Genomic DNA, 15,586 nt, shown 5'->3' with positions numbered 1-15,586 from the left:
GGCACTCCGGCCCCGCCATCGCCCACTCTCCTCGATCCCATTCTACGCATCATCCGTCTCATTGCTCTCATTGCTCCCATTGCTCCCACCGTTTCCCGAGTAGCCGCCGCGTACTTCAGGCACTGACCACATGATCGATCTCATCATCTTCGACTTCGACGGCCTGATCCTCGATACGGAGACGACCGAGTTTCAGGCATGGCAGGAAATCTACGGCGAGTTCAGCGTAAGCCTGGCGCTCGACGCGTGGGCGGACAGCATCGGCACACGCGCCGGCGCCTTCGATCCCATTGCACATCTCGAGGCCGTGATCGGGCGCGAGGTTCCCCGGGCGGAATTGCGGGAACGGCACCGGCTGCGGTTCTATCAGTTGCTGAGCGAGGAAGCCTTGCGTCCGGGCATCGTGGCGTATCTCGACGACGCGGACCGCCTCGGGATCAAGCTTGCCGTGGCCTCGAGCGCGTCGCGCGACTGGGTCGAGGGGCACCTCAAGCGCCATGGTATCGTGCACCGGTTCGCATGTATCGTGACCGTGGAAAACGTGACGCACGCGAAGCCAGACCCCGAGTTGTTCAACCTTGCGCTTGCGCGCACAGGCGTGCCTGCCGATCGCGCGCTCGTGCTCGAAGATTCACCGAACGGATTGCTCGCCGCAAACCGCGCAGGCATCTTCGCCGTAGCGGTTCCAAATCCGGTCACGGCGGAATTGCATTTGGGGCATGCTGACTTAACAGTACCGTCACTTGCGGAGTTTTCCTTGGAGAGGCTCATCGAGGAGATTGCCACGATTCGCAAAGAATCGTCGCCGGAGGCCCGCTAAATTCATTCGGATTTGTGCACACTGATTGCGTGACGGTTCGTCGCGCCCAAACGAACCCTTCTCCAAGCCGTCTACTTTTCCGCTGCGTTGCCTTCCGGCGCGTGGGACGGGCCACGGCCCACCTTGCCCATGAACGTTGTCTTGCGTTCGGCGATCATGCGGTCCGCGATGCGCAGCACCTGGTTGTGCAGCCAACGGTAGGTGTGCGTGCCTTCGCGATAGTCGGCGGGACCGCAGAACGCGACACGGCCGTTTTCCTGTAGCGATAGCGCCTGCTTGAATTCGCGCTCGACGTCGGTCGCGTACACGGCACAGGTCTGTCCGCCGTGTTTCTTCACGACCGAAAACGACGGAATATCGCTTGGTCCGTCGGCGATATAGATCATGTTCTTGAACGGCACGCGCCGCTCGTCTTCCGGGATCGTATCGTTCACCGTAATGCTCGGCTCTTTGTTGACCCCTTTGTTAATCTCGAACAGCGCGCGCGTCTTCGTCGTATTATCCAGGAACCCGGCGATCTGACTGATGAGTCCGTGCTTTGGTGCGACGCCGCGGTCGTAGCCCGGTTGGGCGGGTTCCTCGATGAATTCCGATCCGTAAATTCCTTCAAGGTACTCGGCAACGCGCGAGCCGCGGATCATTTCCACCAGCCCCGTGCTGACGACGTAATGTTCAAGACGAATGTCGTGTTCCTCGTACCGGTCGTGGGCAATGGCCACGCGCAAGCGCGTAAACAAATCGGGAATGCCGGGGAAAAACTCGATGCCCGCGCCGAGATCGCGCAATTTCGAGTTGTCCAGGCCCGGCATGCGGCCCGCGCGCACATACGACAACAAGTGGCCAAGGTAGCACGTGTCACGCTGCACGGTGATGCCCGCGCGCTTGTAGTAGTCCGGAAGCGCGTTCACCTCGCCCCAGAAGATGTCCTCGTCGATGTCGTATGCATCGAACAGCGGCTTCTGCATATAGTTCGGCGAAAGGGTTTTGTCGAAATCCCAGATCACCGCGACGACGTTCTGTAGAAACAGGCCTTTTTCCGGCACTGGTGGTCTCCCCTCTGGTCGCGCCATTATCGCCGGGGCAGGCGGCACGGACAACTTCCCTTGCGCAATCCGATCCCGCCATTGCTATACTCGGCGCGTGGCAATGCTGGGGACACTCACCTTGTGAGCAGCGGGGACAACAATCGCGAACCGAAGTTTGACTGCGGACGCTTCAAATCGCAATTTCTCTGGGCCCACGGGACCTTTGCGGCGCTTGCGGTCTTTGTATGCGCGGGGTTTACCGCGTCGGCGTCGTGGGCGCTGCTGGGCTTCAGTTGCCTCTCCGGTGCAACGGAGGGCGGGCCTTCAATTCCAAGATTGGCGATGAAGGCGGTGTTCTTCTCCGCACTTCTCGCCGCGAGCATAGCCGGGTTGCACGCACTGTACCGCCGCAAACCCGGCCTGCGCGAATCTTTGCCCGGACGCACGAAATCTCCGAGTGGCCGAACGACAATGATCGCCCTGCTCGTATCGCTGGGAATCGTCGCGCTCGCAACCATTCCGCGCTTGTCCGTGTTTCCGCACATCGAACCGGATGAGTCACACCACCTCATCGTGGCGCGAAACGTCGCGGTGCATGGCGTGTACGGATCGGGCATGCCCGCTACGGGGTTTAGGCCTTTCGACGACTACGACAGTGTCGGGCCGACCGTCCTGCTTCCGGTTGCCGCGGCAATATGGGCGTTTGGTGAGCCGCTACATTCCGGGCGCGTCATAATGGCGCTCTTCTTTCTACTGCTATGCGCTTTGGTTTACCTTCTGGTTGCGCGTTCGACAAATACAATGGCAGGCGTTTTTGCCGTGTTGTTCTTGCTGGCGGCGCCGGGCTCGTTGTACCTCGCGCGCACGCTGTACGGCGAGGCGCCCGCGCTGCTGTATCTTATCGCCGCGCTGTTCGTGTGGGAACGTGCGCTCGACTCGGCAAGACCGCTGAGCTGGTGCGTCGCATCGGGCGCCTTGTTCGGTTGCGCCCTGACGACTAAATACTTTCTCGTCGTCGCGGCGTGGCCCGCGCTGGGGATGTGGGTTTACGATTGGATGACGTTTCGCCGCATCCGCTTGGTGCACGCACTCGTTCCCACCGGGGTCGCGCTGGCCATGCTCGCCAGTTGGGTTGGTGTGACCAGCCTATACGGACCGCACGGTACCGATACCCCCGGTGGTCACCTGAGTATGTACCAGCACAATCTGCTGTTTGGCCTTGATTCAGTTGGCACGGCGCTTTCCTGGTTGGCGCAACATTGGATTGCAGCGGTCTTCTACTTGGTAGTTGGCATATATTCACTGACCACCGCGGCGCTGCTAACCGCCTACCGCCCCGCCTGCCTCTTGCTGGCGTTGTTCGCACTCCTCATCGCGTATTGGTGGATTTTCTTTACGACGGGCGCGATTCCCCGCTATCTTTGGTATGCAATGGCAATCGGCGCCGCGTTTGCAGGCACATTCTGCGCGAGTGGATTCAGCCGCTCCCAAGGCAAGGCCGCTCGATACCGACGCTTCGCCTATATCGCTTCAACCGTAATGCTCGTGTTCGTCGCATGGGAGACGGCACCGCGTATCGCCGCGATGGCGACGCGCGACGAAATGCAGGACGAATATGCTGTCGTCGACCACTTGGTGAAACACTATGACCGAGCCGCGGTCGCGACCACATTTTATCCGATACAGCGTGTCGCGAACTTGCTGGCCGAGTTTCCAGTCGATCGCGTGCGAACAACCGATTCGTGGCAGGAATATGACGCTGTCGTCTTGGACGCGCGGAGTCAAACCGACGCCATCGGCGACAATCGTATAGAACAAACATTTGGACGCTACGCAATCATCACGGCCAAGACAAAGCACCCATGATCGCTACCGATAAACCTTCCATTTCCATATTTTACCCGTGCTACAACGACTGGGGCACGATGGGCAGCATGGTCCTATTTACCCTGCAAACTGTGGAAAAGCTCGGCATCGACTACGACTTCACAATCATCGACGACGGCAGTGGGCAGCAAACGCTCGATTTGCTGGATCGCATCGAGCAGGAATATCCGAACGTAAAGGTCCTTCGGCACGAAAAGAACAAAGGGTACGGCGGCGCGCTCCGCTCCGGGTTCGCGTCCGGAACAAAAGATTGGATTTTTTACACCGACGGCGACGCGCAGTACGACGTGCGCGAACTCGCCCTTCTAATCGAGAAAGCCGGCCCGGACGTGGATGTCGTTCAAGGCTACAAAATCCAGCGCCACGATCCACTGCATCGCATTGTTATCGGCCGCATCTATCATTGGATGGTGAAGATCGCGTTTGGCCTTAATATCTGCGATACCGATTGCGATTTCCGGCTCATACGCCGCACCGTCTTCGACACAATCACGCTCAAACACGATAGCGGCGTCATCTGCGCGGAGATGATGATGCGCATCACCCGCGCGGGGTTCCGAATCGTCGAAGTCCCCGTCCACCATTACCAGCGCGCGCACGGGAAATCGCAGTTCTTCAACTTCCCCCGCCTGTTCCGCGTCGCTGTGACGTTGTCGCATCTGTGGTTCGAGGAAGTGTTTCTCTATAACCTCCGCCGGATAACGGGCCGCAGATGATTCCCTTCGTCGATCTCAAATCGCAGTATCTCTCAATTAAGCATGAGATCGACGCCGCGATCGCGGACGTGTTCGACTCGAGCTGGTTCGTTCTCGGCAAGCACTGCGCCGCGTTCGAAGAGGAATTTGCGTCCTATCACGATGGCTGCTGTGCAGCGGGCTGTGCATCGGGGACCGACGCAATCCATCTCGCGCTCCGCGCGGCTGGAGTGAAGCCGGGAGACGAAGTCATAACCGCTGCGAACACCTGCGTGCCGACCGCGTGCGGCATTGCCGCGTCCGGCGCACGCCCGGTTTTCTGCGATGTTTCGGACGACACGCTCACGATGAATCCCGACTCCTTGCGCCGCGCTATTTCACCCCGCACGCGCGCGATTGTCCCCGTGCATCTCTACGGTCATCCCTGCGACATGGACGCCATCCTGGAAATCGCGCGAACGCATGACGTGATAGTTATCGAAGACTGCGCGCAGGCCCACGGTGCATTCTACAAAGGGAGGAAGTGCGGTACACTCGGCGACGCCGCCGCCTTCAGCTTCTACCCGAGCAAGAACCTGGGCGCGTACGGCGACGGCGGCGCCGTGCTCACGCGCGACGCAGACCTCGCGCAGCTTGTGCGAATGCTTCGCAACTATGGTGAGAAAAGCCGGTACCGGAGCGTCACGGAGGGGTTCAACAGCCGATTGGACGAACTTCAGGCGGCAGTTCTGCGCGTGAAACTGCGGCGCCTCGATGCATGGAACGCCGCCCGCCGCGAACTCGCCGCCGCCTATACGGACGCTTTACGCGAATCCAGCGTTCGGTTAACGATTGAGAAGGAATGGGCGCGAAGCAATTACCACTTGTTCGTCGTCCGGACTCCGCACCGGGATGCGCTGCGCGTACACCTCCAAAGTAAAGGTATCGGCACACAAATTCACTACCCCACGCCATTGCATCTCCAGCCCGCATATGCGCATCTCGGCTACGAACGCGGCGCCTTCCCCGTAAGCGAGTCAGCGTGCAATGAAGTACTGTCATTGCCGATGTATCCCGAGCTTGAGTTAAAGGCTGTGGCAGATGTCGCGGCTGCAATCGGGGACCATCGATAACCAACTTCCACACTCGATTGCGGGTGAAAGCACGAAAGTAAGAATACGTGGAGCGCGACGAATACGCCATCATGTTTCGCGTCGAAGACGGGCACTGGTGGTACGCCGGTCTGCGCGCGATGTTGAGTCGCGTCTGGGACCGCTGCGCGCCGCACGGCGACGTTCGCATGCTCGATATCGGGTGCGGCACCGGGGCAAACCTCAGTCACTTTCGTGCAAAGGCCGCCTGCTTCGGTATCGACTTCTCCACCGAAGCCATTCGCTTTTGCCGCCAGCGATCGGAAACCAAAACCGCCGCCGCGTCCGCGACGCATCTGCCCTTCGCAGATGCATCGATTGACGTCATTCTCTCGTGCGATGTCCTGTGTCATCGTTCAATCAGGGACAAATCGCAGCCATTGCGCGAAATCCACCGCGTACTCAAACCGAATGGAATCGTCATACTCAATCTGCCCGCGTATCAATGGCTCCATTCGTCGCACGACGTGCATGTCCAGACCGACCGCAGATTTTCCCGCGGCGAACTCCATGCGTTGCTCTCGGCATCCGGCTTGGGACCGTTTTACATCACGTACTGGAATACCCTCCTCTTCCCTCCCATCGTTGTTACGCGATTGTGGCGAAAGCTCCGGCCATTGCCGGCATCCGACCTCGACGGCGCATCCGGCGAAGGCATGAGCACCGTATTTGGCGCGATTCTGCTCGCCGAACGTGCATTGCTGCGCGTTTCGCCATTGCCATTCGGATTGTCCGTGCTCGTTGCAGCGAAAAAGTTGAAGGAACAGTGACCGGCGCGACACGGCCGTTCTCAATTCACTACAATACGTCCCGGGTGGCCGGGCGGTTTGGCCAGGGAAGTTCAGGGATTACTCGCCGTGCGCAAACTCCATCGTCAATACATACTCCTTATCACGCTCTCGGTACTCCAGTTCGCATCCAAGCAAACGCTCGCGCAGGACGCAGCGCCGCTCCGGTGGTGCGTGTACGTAACCAACGGTTCCGTGCAGAAGCTTGCGAGTGACGACGCCGCGCTGGCCAAGGCGCCCGAGCTACTGAGGGCGTTGCGCGTCACGAAGGTGTATCTCGAGTTCTTCCGCGAAACGCCCGTGTCGAACGACGACATCAAGAAAGTTGCCGACGCGCTATCGAAGGAGGGTTTCGAGATCGGCGGGGGCATCGCCACGCTTCCGGGCGAGAACTTCGGCGTGCGCGAGACCGCGAAACTCGGCTGGTTCAACTGGCAAGCGGCGAAAACGCGCCAGGATGTCGCGGCGGTCGTTGCAGATCACGCTCCGCTTTTCAACGAAATTATCGTGGACGATTTCTTCTGCACCAACGACATGAGCGAGGAGTCCGTACTCGCAAAGGGCGCTCTTCCCTGGGGCGATTACCGGCGCGCACTCCTCGCGCAGGCCGCACAGGAGTGCATCATCCTCCCGGCGAAGACAGCCAATCCATCCATCACGCTCATTATGAAGTTCCCGCAATGGTACGACCGCTTCCACGAATTCGGATACGACGTCCCCATCGAGTCCACGATGTTCGAGCGCACCTGGGTCGGCACCGAGACGCGCGGCCCGGACACCGTCCGCTACGGGTTTACGCAGCCGTATCAAGGATTCGTCAACTACCGATGGATCGGCTCCATCGCCGGAGCGAAGAATGCCGGCGCATGGTTCGATCACGGTGACTGTGACGCAAACGACTTCGTCGACCAGGCGTATCAGAGCGTGCTCGCCGGAGCGCGCGAAATCATGTTGTTCGCATACGGCGACATCGAAGGAGGGCACCCCGGCCACGAGGTGTTGAAGAAAGAACAGGACAACCTGGCGCGCCTTGCGGACGCCGTTCAGCAAAGTCCCGTCACCGGCGTATACGGGTACAAGCCGCCAAATACCGACGCCGGCCCCGACCTCTTCATCATGGACTACGTCGGCATGCTCGGCGTGCCGCTGGTGCCGGCGTCGACGCAGCCACTCGGCAGCCGCGTGCTCTTCTTGCCCGCGCAGGCCGCCGCCGATCCCGGAATCGGCACGTTTGTGCGCGACGTGATCGCGCGGCAATCCTCCATCGTTATGACGGCCGGCTTTCTGGCGATGGCGCCCATGCGCGAGGACTTCGCGCGGTTCGCGGGCCTGCGTGGAGCCGTGAAACTCGAACCCATGCGCGCAAGTTCAATGCACGTACGCGGACAGAAACACGCCTTTGCGAACGGCCTCGACCTCGCCGCGAACCTCGCGATCGACTCGGCGAAACCGTTGCTCATGGCGGACACCGGCGGCAGGCAAGTCCCCTTCTTCACGGTGAACGAAATCGACGGCGCGAAAATCTATGTTCTCAACACCCGCACATTCTCGCAGGCCGATTACGACGCCGTCGGCGAAGTGCTGCTGCCGCCAAGGCCGCTCGGACTGATGGAATTGCCGGACGCCGCCGTGAACACGATTCGCGAAGCCTTCACGGTGCCGCTGGGATACAAGTTGGAAGCTCCGGTCCGCGTGACGCTGCAGCCATTAGGCAGCGACCAGTTTGTGATTCAGAACTACACGCCGCGCGACGTCGCTGTCCGCCTTTCTACGCCCTACGCATCGAAGGGAAGCCTTACGGACCAGTTCTCGGGAAGGACGCACAAGCTCGATGGACGCCAGACCGTGATCCCAATTGCGGCGCGATCGCGCGTATGGCTGGCCCCATAGCCAGCGAATCTATCGGCCCTGGAACATCCCGCGGAAAAGCCCGCGCTTCGGCTTCTCTTCCTTCTTCGCGGGCGGGGGCGTAACAGGCGCGACTGGCGTGCCTTTGAATTGCGACTCGAGGGTTCCGCCACCGCTGGACGGGGCGCTGGCCTCGGGCGCCGGCGTACCCGATTCCTGCGCCTTCGCGGCAGCCGCTTCCTTGCGCGCTTTCTCCGCGGCGGCGGCCTGCGCAAGGAATTCTTCCTTCGGCTTGATATCCGGCGAGGCGTAAAGCTTCAGGTTCTGGCCCACCTTGAGCGAGTACGGGTTCAGAATATCGTTCCACCACCGCAAGTCTTCCACGGTGATGCTGTGCGCTTTCGCAATCTTGCTCAACGTGTCGCCCGATACGACGACATACTCCTGCCCGGTTCCCGCCGTTGGCGCCACCGCGCCGTCGGGTGTCTGCACCGTCGCGCCTTCGACGATCACGGGCGTGCCCGTCGTAGTCATCGCGTTCGGCTGATTGCTCGCCAGCATGGTTGGGTCCGTTTGCGGCGTGACCGGCGGGACCGTTCCATCGGGCACGGCCTCAGCGGTCGGAACTGCGCCGGTACTTTGCGCATCCGCCGGAGTCGTACCCGGTACGGGCGCGACACCCGGGGTCATCGACGCATTAGGCTGATTGGGATCGCCCACGGGTAGCTGCCCCGGGATCGGCATTGTCGGCGAAACTCCAGCCTGGTCCGGCGTCGTCGCTTGTGGCGCGGTCGTACCGTCCAACGGCTGAACGGCCGGCTGCGTGGTGGTCTGTGTTTGCGTGGAACCTGCTGTAGGCGCTGGCGGCTGCTGCACGACGGGAGCGGGCGGAGCGAGCGCGCCGCCGCCGATCTCGCCCATGGGTTGCGTGCTGGCAACGCTTGTTTCGGTCGTCTTTCCGTCGCCCCGCATCATCACAACGGCAGTAGCAACAATTGCAAGGAGCACCAACGCGACGCCGACCCCCAGTACGCGCATGCTGCGGCGGTACCGCGCGAGGCGCATGATTGTATTACCGCCGAAGAACGTCTGCGTGGCGGTGGGGTTCAGCCCGGATTGCACGGTCTGCGCGTTCACGGACGACGCGGAATTCAACTGGACCGTCGCATTTAGTCGGCTCATCGTATCGCCTACACCCGTCAGCGCGATAAGTTCTTCGCGGAACGCCTTCGCCGACTGAATGCGCTCGAACGTCTTCTTCGCAAGGGCGCGCTTCAACAGCCCCTCGATTGTCTCCGGCAACACGCCGTCGAGCTTGACGACAATCGGCGGCACCGGCATGTTCAGGTGACCGTTCAACACTTCCGTTAACGTGCCTCGGAACGGCGGCTTGCCCGACAGCAACTGGTAGAGCATGATGCCCATCGCATATACGTCCGTCGCGTACGACACCTCGCCAAACGTCTTGCTGTCGATCTGCTCCGGCGCCATATACAGCGGCGTGCCCGGACCTCCGTTGCTCGTTGTCGTCAACCGTGAAAGCTGGTCGTTGTCCTCCGCGAACCGCGACACGCCGAAGTCCATCAGCTTCGCGCACACCGTCCCGCTCTCCGTGTACGTCAGCATAATGTTCGCCGGCTTGATGTCTCGGTGTACGATTCCCTGCGCGTGAATGCGCGACAGCGCATCGAGCACCTGCGACGCGATCAGGATCGACTCCGACGGCGGCATGACAATGCCCATTTCGCTGTTGCGCTCGAGCCGCGCCTGCAGCGTTTCCCCGTCGATGTATTCCATGACGAGGTGCATCTCGTCGTCGTACTCGAGCTTGTCGAAAAGCGTCACAATATTCGGGTGCGGGCCGACCTTGGCGTGCAACAGGCATTCGCGCTCGATGCGCTTGCGGATTTCGGGGTTGCGCGCGACTTCTTCCTTCACGGTCTTAATCGCGACGCGGCGGTGCAGCGCCGTGTCCTCCGCCAGGCGCACGCTCCCCATCGCGCCCGCGCCGAGCAGGCGCATGATGCGGTAGCGGCCGCCCGCGAGCGAACGGCTCAAGGATTCCATCGTTTGCAGTTCTTCGGACACCGACGATCCGTCAGGCGCGGTCATGTCCACCTCTCCACCTAATAAGCCCGACCCGCTGATACTAGCACTTTTCATTGATTTGTGCACTCAAATCCTTTATGAACGCCAATTAACTGCGTCGCCCGCACGTCGAAGTAGGTCGCCTCCAAATCCAGATTCGCCTGCCTCCGGTTGCGTCCGTTACGTCCCTTCCTTCCGCAACCGCCGCACATTGAATCACTCCTACTAATACCCCAAAATCCTCGCACCGTTCCGAGGTACACGAACCATGCACCCCGTCATACCCATCAAGGCCGCCGCCGGAATGATTCTTACGGCGGAACCCACGCCCCGCGTCCTCCTGGCGCGGCGCAGCGCCGCGCTCCGGTTCATGGCCGGGTTCCATGTTTTCCCCGGCGGGCGGATCGACGACGAAGAACCCACCGCGCCGGTCGTCAACGCATTGGACACCGCGAGCGCCCGCGGAGTTCACGCCGTTGCAAGAGAGATTTTCGAGGAAACGGGCCTCCTCGTCGGCACGAGAAACGCCAATCGGTTACCTGCACCTTCTGCGAAACCCGAAACCCGATTCCCGGGACCCGATACCACAAACGCCGAATCTGAGACTATCCAGCGAGAAACCATCCGCGCGGCGCGCATGGCGATTCTCGACGGCAAAGACACCTTCGATGCCTTCCTAACACGACACCATCTGAGAATTGACGCCACGCAATTCGAATTCGCGGGCGATTGGGTTACGCCTGCCATCGCGCCGATCCGTTTCGATACGCGCTACTACATCGTCCGCGTGCCGATTGCCACGGGCGAGGAACTGCACGTCGGTGAGATCGACGCGCTCGACTGGTTTACACCGGCTGGCGCGCGAGCGGCATGGAGATGTGGAACCATCCAACTCCCGCCGCCGGTCGCGTACGTCCTGCAAAACCTCGCCGCCTACCCCTTCCCCGACGTCCTGGACCACCTGCGCGACTGCGGCGAGCACACCGGCGACCGCCCCTCGAAAATGGAATTCGCCAACGGCATCTACATGCTCCCCCTGCGCTCCCCCACACTGCCGCCCGCGACCCACACCAACTGCATCATCATCGGCGAACGCGAACTCTACCTCATCGACCCAGCCGCCAACGACGACGAAGAACGCGCTCTTCTCATCCGCCAAATCAAATTGCTCGAAGACCTGGGCGGAGCGGTGAAGGCCATCATCCTCACGCACTCGCACATCGATCACGTCTGCGCCGCCAACTTCTGCCGCCAACACTACAACGCCCCCATATGGGCGCACCCCGAAACCGCCCGCCAACTCGGAATCGATTTCGGGGAATTGGGTGTCGAGAATGGTGTATCGGGAAATGCCAAGCAAGACCCAAACACCGCATTTCACAGGTCGCCGACAGCCAACGATTCTCCCACCGAAATGGAATTCCCGAAACCCGATACCCGAAACCCGACACCCGCTCCCCCAGTCGACCGCTACCTCCACGACGGCGACCTCATCACCATCCCCGGCGCCCCGCCCTGGCAACTCCGCGCCCTCCACACACCCGGCCACGATCCCGGCCACCTCTGCTTTATCGAAGAAACCACCCGCACCCTCATCGCGGGCGACCTCATCGCCAACCCCGGCACCATCGTCGTCTCCCTCGACCACGGCGGCGACATGACCCAGTTCATCGATTCCCTCGAACGCGTCGCCAACCAACCCGGCTACGACACCATCCTCCCCGCCCACGGCATGCCCCTCACCCACGGCCCCGACAAGATTCGGAAACACCTCGAACACCGCCTCTGGAGAGAGGGAAAGGTAAAAGCAGCCATCGAAGCAGGCAAAACCGCTCTAGCCGAAATCTTGCCGCTGGCCTACGACGACGTCCCCCCGGAAACCTGGCCGCTGGCCGAACTGAGCCTGAAATCCCACTTAAAGCGCTTGAACTGCCTTCCAAGCGAATAGGTTTCGATAATCCGCTATCGTGCCCATGTCGTCCATGCCGTCCATTCCGTCCATCTCGTCCATTGCGTCCATCAATTTCCAATTACACGACGTACCATGGACAATATGGACCTCATGGACAGCATCGACGAGTTGCTCCCCAAACACGGCGGCTACCGAAAACTCAAGAGCTTCCAAATCTCCCGATTGATTTACGACATCACGGTCCGATTTTGCGACCGCTACATCAGCGTATACAGCGGCACGCACAATCAGATGGTTCAGGCCGCCCGAAGTGGCGTCCAAAACATCGCCGAAGGCAGCCAAGCCAGCGGCACATCGAAGAAGTCGGAACTCAAACTTACGAACGTTGCCCGCGCGAGCCTCGAAGAATTGCGCTTGGACTACGAGGATTTCTTACGCCAACACAACCTCGCAAAGTGGGACGCGTTCGACCCACGCAATTCCGGCCTCATCGCGCGCCGTCCGAATACCGCAGACGAATTCGCGGCATGGGCGCGCGACGTCCGCGAAGGAACATCCGGCGCACTCTCGCCCGTCCCAGGAGCAAATGCAACTTCGCGCCGGACCACAAAATCGCAACCTACCTACCCCGAGATAACCGCGAATGGCGTACTCGCGCTGATTACCGTGGCGTGCAGCTTGCTCAACCGGCAACTGGCCGCACAGTCGAAATCGTTCGTCAAAGATGGCGGCTTCACCGAACGCCTCCACCGCACTCGGACCAACGCCCGAAACAAACAACCCGAATAGCGATCCAACTACCAATCCACCATCGTTACGCCAACTGCAGCGTCGGTCCTGTCCATCTCGTCCATTAAGTCCATCAGGTCCATCGCGTCCCGTTACTCGTCAACGGTCTCCAACGTGCAAACGAACGGGAAATTGGCATCAAACTGCACGCGACGATTCAGCTTCCGATCCGCTTCCGTATCGTTTGGCACTGCAGGCTCCGTGTCGCCAAGCGACTTCGCCGAAATCCGGGCCCGATCAACTCCATGCTCTACCATGTAGCGCACGACCACTTCCGCTCGCCGTGTGCCCAGTTGGAGGTTGAATGCGGTCGTCCCCAGATCGCAGGCGTGCCCTTCGACCACAACACGCACGTCCGGAAACTCCTTCAACGCCGCGATTAGTTCGTCAACGACCGCCTTACCAGCCGAGCCCAACGCCGCCTTATTCAGGTCAAACAACACATGTCCAAAAACTGGCTTTGACGTCACCAAGACCTGTTTCTTCGGAGGAATTGGCGCAGGCAAGTCCGCAACCGGTTGCAATGAGAACTCTTCCACGCAGTGGAAGACAACGCCCCTGTTTCCCCAAACTGCCCTGTCGCCGTTCGCTACCGGCGCTTTCGGCCACCACCAACGACACCCACGCGGCTCGCTATCACAATTCGCCGCGCCCCGATCCGCCTGCGGCTCCGGCAATGCCCCGCTATTTCCCCACGACGGCTGTTCGTCCTCCCCCGGAACGGTATTCGCCCCCGCGAGTAAAGAACTGTTCACTAACGCGACCACCATCGCCAATCGAAAACCGTTCATCCAACACTCCGTTCCGGCAATTCAAGTGATCCGCTTCCGATACACGAAGTTCCGCTGCTCGATTCCGTCCGTGTTATCCGCGCGATCCGCCGTCCGTATGGCTAACTCTAAATGTTCCAGAAGCTTATCTCTCCTCCTGTCAACAGATTACCCCTCGTCTCGCAAAATGTCTACCCTTGTTTCGCTACCGCCATCATACGATTCCGTCAACCAAACAGGGGTCGTTTCGCATGCCAGGCCTCTCTCGTGTCTTCCGTGTGATACGCGGTCAGAAAAGTGCAACACAATGGGCTAAAGGGTGAAGGACATCGCAGCCGCGGCGCGACGGCAGCTTACGTGTCGCGGTTGGAATCGTCGTCCAGAAGGTTCTTTAGCGCATCAAACGGATTATGTCCCAGCGACTGGTCCGGGGCGGCCCCCAGCGCATAACCGCCAAAATGGTTCACGCGCTCGCCGTCCTGGTGAACGTCGTCGTGGCATGCCACGCACAGCAACTCCCAGTTGCTTCCATCAGGAGGATTGTTGAGATGGTTGTTATCCTTGTGATGGACGGTGAGTTCGGCAAGGTTCTTGGCGGCAAACTCGCGCCCGCACCGCGCGCAGATATGCGGAAACAGCGCCAACGCCTGTTCGCGATAACCCGACTCCCGCGAAGCGCGATCCTTTCGCAGGTTATCGAGAAACTGTGCTTTCGCCTTCGGATCGATTTTCGTTTTCTTCAATCGCATCGACGTACTCAGCGATTTCTTTGCGTTCTTTGCGTTCTTTTGTGGCTAATCCAATAGTACCGAATTCGTCATATCATTCCCCAGCATATCAAAATGCGCAAACGTCCAAATCACATGGCGCGAGTCGTGTTCGATCTCCACGATCTGCGGCTGGCCAGGCCCCGCATGGCAATTGCCGAATACGACGTTGCCGTTCGGTTTCATCATCACCGTGGTAATCCACGCCAACGTGATGCCCGCCAAATCGTTCTGATGCACTTCCCAGACAATCTCTTTCTCTGGAGTCACTTCAATCACCGCATGCCCGTTACCCGTGCCGATCAACGTGTTGCCGTTCTTCATCCGAATCGCGCCGAACACCTGGTTACCAAACGACTCAGGTCCATGCCCCGGCTTTGGCTCCTTGCCGAACAACGGCACCGGAAACTCCCACACAACCTTACCGCCGCCGTCGTATTCGCGCACGACGCCGTCGCCCTCGTGGCATACGAGGTAGTTCCCGCTGTCCACCTTTCGCGCCAGCCGCGTATCGCGGTGCGGGTCGGGCTTGTCCACTTTAAGCGCAATCGATTTCAACAACGTTCCCTGGCGGTCCACTTCAATGATTCGCGCCGGGCCGGACTCAGCGATCATTACGTTACCGTCCGCCAACGGCTGGATCGCGTGCACTTCCACGCGTTTGCCCGCATTGCCGTTCATCGCCGCGCTGTCATAGGTCCACACGTCCTTCTTAGTCGCACGGTCCACTTCGACGACGACATGACCATCTCGAATCGCGAGAAGGTTCCCGTTCGGCAGCACATGCAAATCATGCGTCCCACCCTTCCATGGCACCTCCCACTCGACCTCGCCGCCCGGCGAAACAACTACAAGCTTGTCGTTGGCGGAGCACAGCACGCGATGCTCCGCGCCCGCTAAGCCCGCCAGGAGTGATGCCGCCCAAAGCAAGGCCGCGCCAGATCGAATCATTATGACTTCCTCCTGATTGGTCCTGAATCGCATGCAACGCCTTGGGCTAAGTAATGGAAGCCGTATCGTGGGCTTTGGTCGGCCAATTTATCAACATACGCCTTGCCCAGCCGCTC

12 protein-coding genes and 1 pseudogene are annotated in these 15,586 nt (G+C 60.3%); 8 read left to right on the top strand and 5 right to left on the bottom strand.

From position 1 onward, the window contains the following. Positions 1-130 precede the first annotated feature (130 nt). Positions 131-820 (top strand): HAD-IA family hydrolase, encoded by a 690-nt coding sequence (locus HUU46_05980; GenBank protein NUM53171.1) that lies wholly within the window; start codon positions 131-133, stop codon positions 818-820. A gap of 140 nt (positions 821-960) precedes the next feature. On the opposite strand, the pseudogene HUU46_05975 reads toward HUU46_05980, so the two are convergent. After that, positions 961-1,890 (bottom strand): annotated as a pseudogene (locus HUU46_05975) (haloacid dehalogenase-like hydrolase). Between the two features lie 96 nt (positions 1,891-1,986). Here HUU46_05975 and HUU46_05970 point away from each other — a divergent pair. Genes HUU46_05970 through HUU46_05950 form a run of 5 tightly spaced genes read left to right on the top strand, consistent with a single transcriptional unit; the run spans position 1,987 to position 8,235 of the window. Further along, positions 1,987-3,711: a glycosyltransferase family 39 protein gene (locus HUU46_05970; GenBank protein NUM53170.1), complete on the top strand. Its 1,725-nt coding sequence runs from the start codon at positions 1,987-1,989 to the stop codon at positions 3,709-3,711. Then, a complete protein-coding gene (locus tag HUU46_05965; GenBank protein ID NUM53169.1) occupies positions 3,708-4,448 on the top strand; it encodes a glycosyltransferase family 2 protein in 741 nt (246 codons plus the stop codon). Before HUU46_05970 ends, HUU46_05965 begins: the two co-directional genes overlap by 4 nt. Beyond that, on the top strand, positions 4,445-5,539 hold the full coding sequence (locus tag HUU46_05960; GenBank protein ID NUM53168.1) for a DegT/DnrJ/EryC1/StrS family aminotransferase: 1,095 nt from the start codon (positions 4,445-4,447) through the stop codon (positions 5,537-5,539). Before HUU46_05965 ends, HUU46_05960 begins: the two co-directional genes overlap by 4 nt. A 47-nt stretch (positions 5,540-5,586) precedes the next feature. After that, entirely contained in the window at positions 5,587-6,327 is a 741-nt protein-coding gene (locus HUU46_05955) for a class I SAM-dependent methyltransferase (GenBank protein NUM53167.1), read from the top strand. A 57-nt stretch (positions 6,328-6,384) separates the two neighbouring features. Then, entirely contained in the window at positions 6,385-8,235 is a 1,851-nt protein-coding gene (locus HUU46_05950) for a hypothetical protein (protein ID NUM53166.1), read from the top strand. A 9-nt stretch (positions 8,236-8,244) separates the two neighbouring features. Here the strand turns inward: HUU46_05950 and HUU46_05945 are convergent, their stop codons facing one another. Then, a complete protein-coding gene (locus HUU46_05945) occupies positions 8,245-10,305 on the bottom strand; it encodes a protein kinase (protein NUM53165.1) in 2,061 nt (686 codons plus the stop codon). Between the two features lie 244 nt (positions 10,306-10,549). Here HUU46_05945 and HUU46_05940 point away from each other — a divergent pair, with 244 nt between their 5' ends. Both HUU46_05940 and HUU46_05935 read left to right on the top strand, forming a co-directional pair. Then, complete coding sequence (locus HUU46_05940) at positions 10,550-12,229, top strand: MBL fold metallo-hydrolase (GenBank protein NUM53164.1); 1,680 nt, start codon at positions 10,550-10,552, stop codon at positions 12,227-12,229. A gap of 114 nt (positions 12,230-12,343) precedes the next feature. Continuing rightward, positions 12,344-12,982, top strand: coding sequence for a four helix bundle protein (locus tag HUU46_05935; GenBank protein NUM53163.1), 639 nt, complete (start codon positions 12,344-12,346; stop codon positions 12,980-12,982). A gap of 92 nt (positions 12,983-13,074) precedes the next feature. Here HUU46_05935 and HUU46_05930 read toward each other — a convergent pair whose 3' ends face one another. The 3 genes from HUU46_05930 to HUU46_05920 all read right to left on the bottom strand — a co-directional run bounded on the left by HUU46_05930 (position 13,075) and on the right by HUU46_05920 (position 15,503). After that, positions 13,075-13,773 carry an OmpA family protein gene (locus tag HUU46_05930; protein NUM53162.1) on the bottom strand — a complete coding sequence of 233 codons (699 nt, stop codon included), beginning with the start codon at positions 13,771-13,773 and terminating at the stop codon, positions 13,075-13,077. 332 nt (positions 13,774-14,105) lie between these two features. Further along, positions 14,106-14,501: an HNH nuclease family protein gene (locus HUU46_05925; GenBank protein ID NUM53161.1), complete on the bottom strand. Its 396-nt coding sequence runs from the start codon at positions 14,499-14,501 to the stop codon at positions 14,106-14,108. A gap of 45 nt (positions 14,502-14,546) precedes the next feature. After that, positions 14,547-15,503 carry a PQQ-binding-like beta-propeller repeat protein gene (locus HUU46_05920; protein ID NUM53160.1) on the bottom strand — a complete coding sequence of 319 codons (957 nt, stop codon included), beginning with the start codon at positions 15,501-15,503 and terminating at the stop codon, positions 14,547-14,549. Between the last annotated feature and the right edge of the window lie 83 nt (positions 15,504-15,586).

It is taken from the genome of Candidatus Hydrogenedentota bacterium, from assembly GCA_013359265.1.
Classification (GTDB): Bacteria; Hydrogenedentota; Hydrogenedentia; order Hydrogenedentales; family SLHB01; genus JABWCD01.
The sequence above is the reverse complement of the archived record's forward strand: the minus strand, read 5'-3'. Positions and strand labels throughout refer to the sequence as shown.

What these genes read in the sequence shown, in the direction of transcription:
- HUU46_05920 (NUM53160.1), bottom strand. Translation starts at nt 15,503, where the DNA reads ATGCGATTCAGGACCAATCAGGAGGAAGTCATAATGATTCGATCTGGC.
- HUU46_05930 (NUM53162.1), bottom strand. Translation starts at nt 13,773, where the DNA reads ATGAACGGTTTTCGATTGGCGATGGTGGTCGCGTTAGTGAACAGTTCT.
- HUU46_05960 (NUM53168.1), top strand. Translation starts at nt 4,445, where the DNA reads ATGATTCCCTTCGTCGATCTCAAATCGCAGTATCTCTCAATTAAGCAT.
- HUU46_05945 (NUM53165.1), bottom strand. Translation starts at nt 10,305, where the DNA reads ATGACCGCGCCTGACGGATCGTCGGTGTCCGAAGAACTGCAAACGATG.
- HUU46_05940 (NUM53164.1), top strand. Translation starts at nt 10,550, where the DNA reads ATGCACCCCGTCATACCCATCAAGGCCGCCGCCGGAATGATTCTTACG.
- HUU46_05935 (NUM53163.1), top strand. Translation starts at nt 12,344, where the DNA reads ATGGACAGCATCGACGAGTTGCTCCCCAAACACGGCGGCTACCGAAAA.
- HUU46_05980 (NUM53171.1), top strand. Translation starts at nt 131, where the DNA reads ATGATCGATCTCATCATCTTCGACTTCGACGGCCTGATCCTCGATACG.
- HUU46_05925 (NUM53161.1), bottom strand. Translation starts at nt 14,501, where the DNA reads ATGCGATTGAAGAAAACGAAAATCGATCCGAAGGCGAAAGCACAGTTT.
- HUU46_05965 (NUM53169.1), top strand. Translation starts at nt 3,708, where the DNA reads ATGATCGCTACCGATAAACCTTCCATTTCCATATTTTACCCGTGCTAC.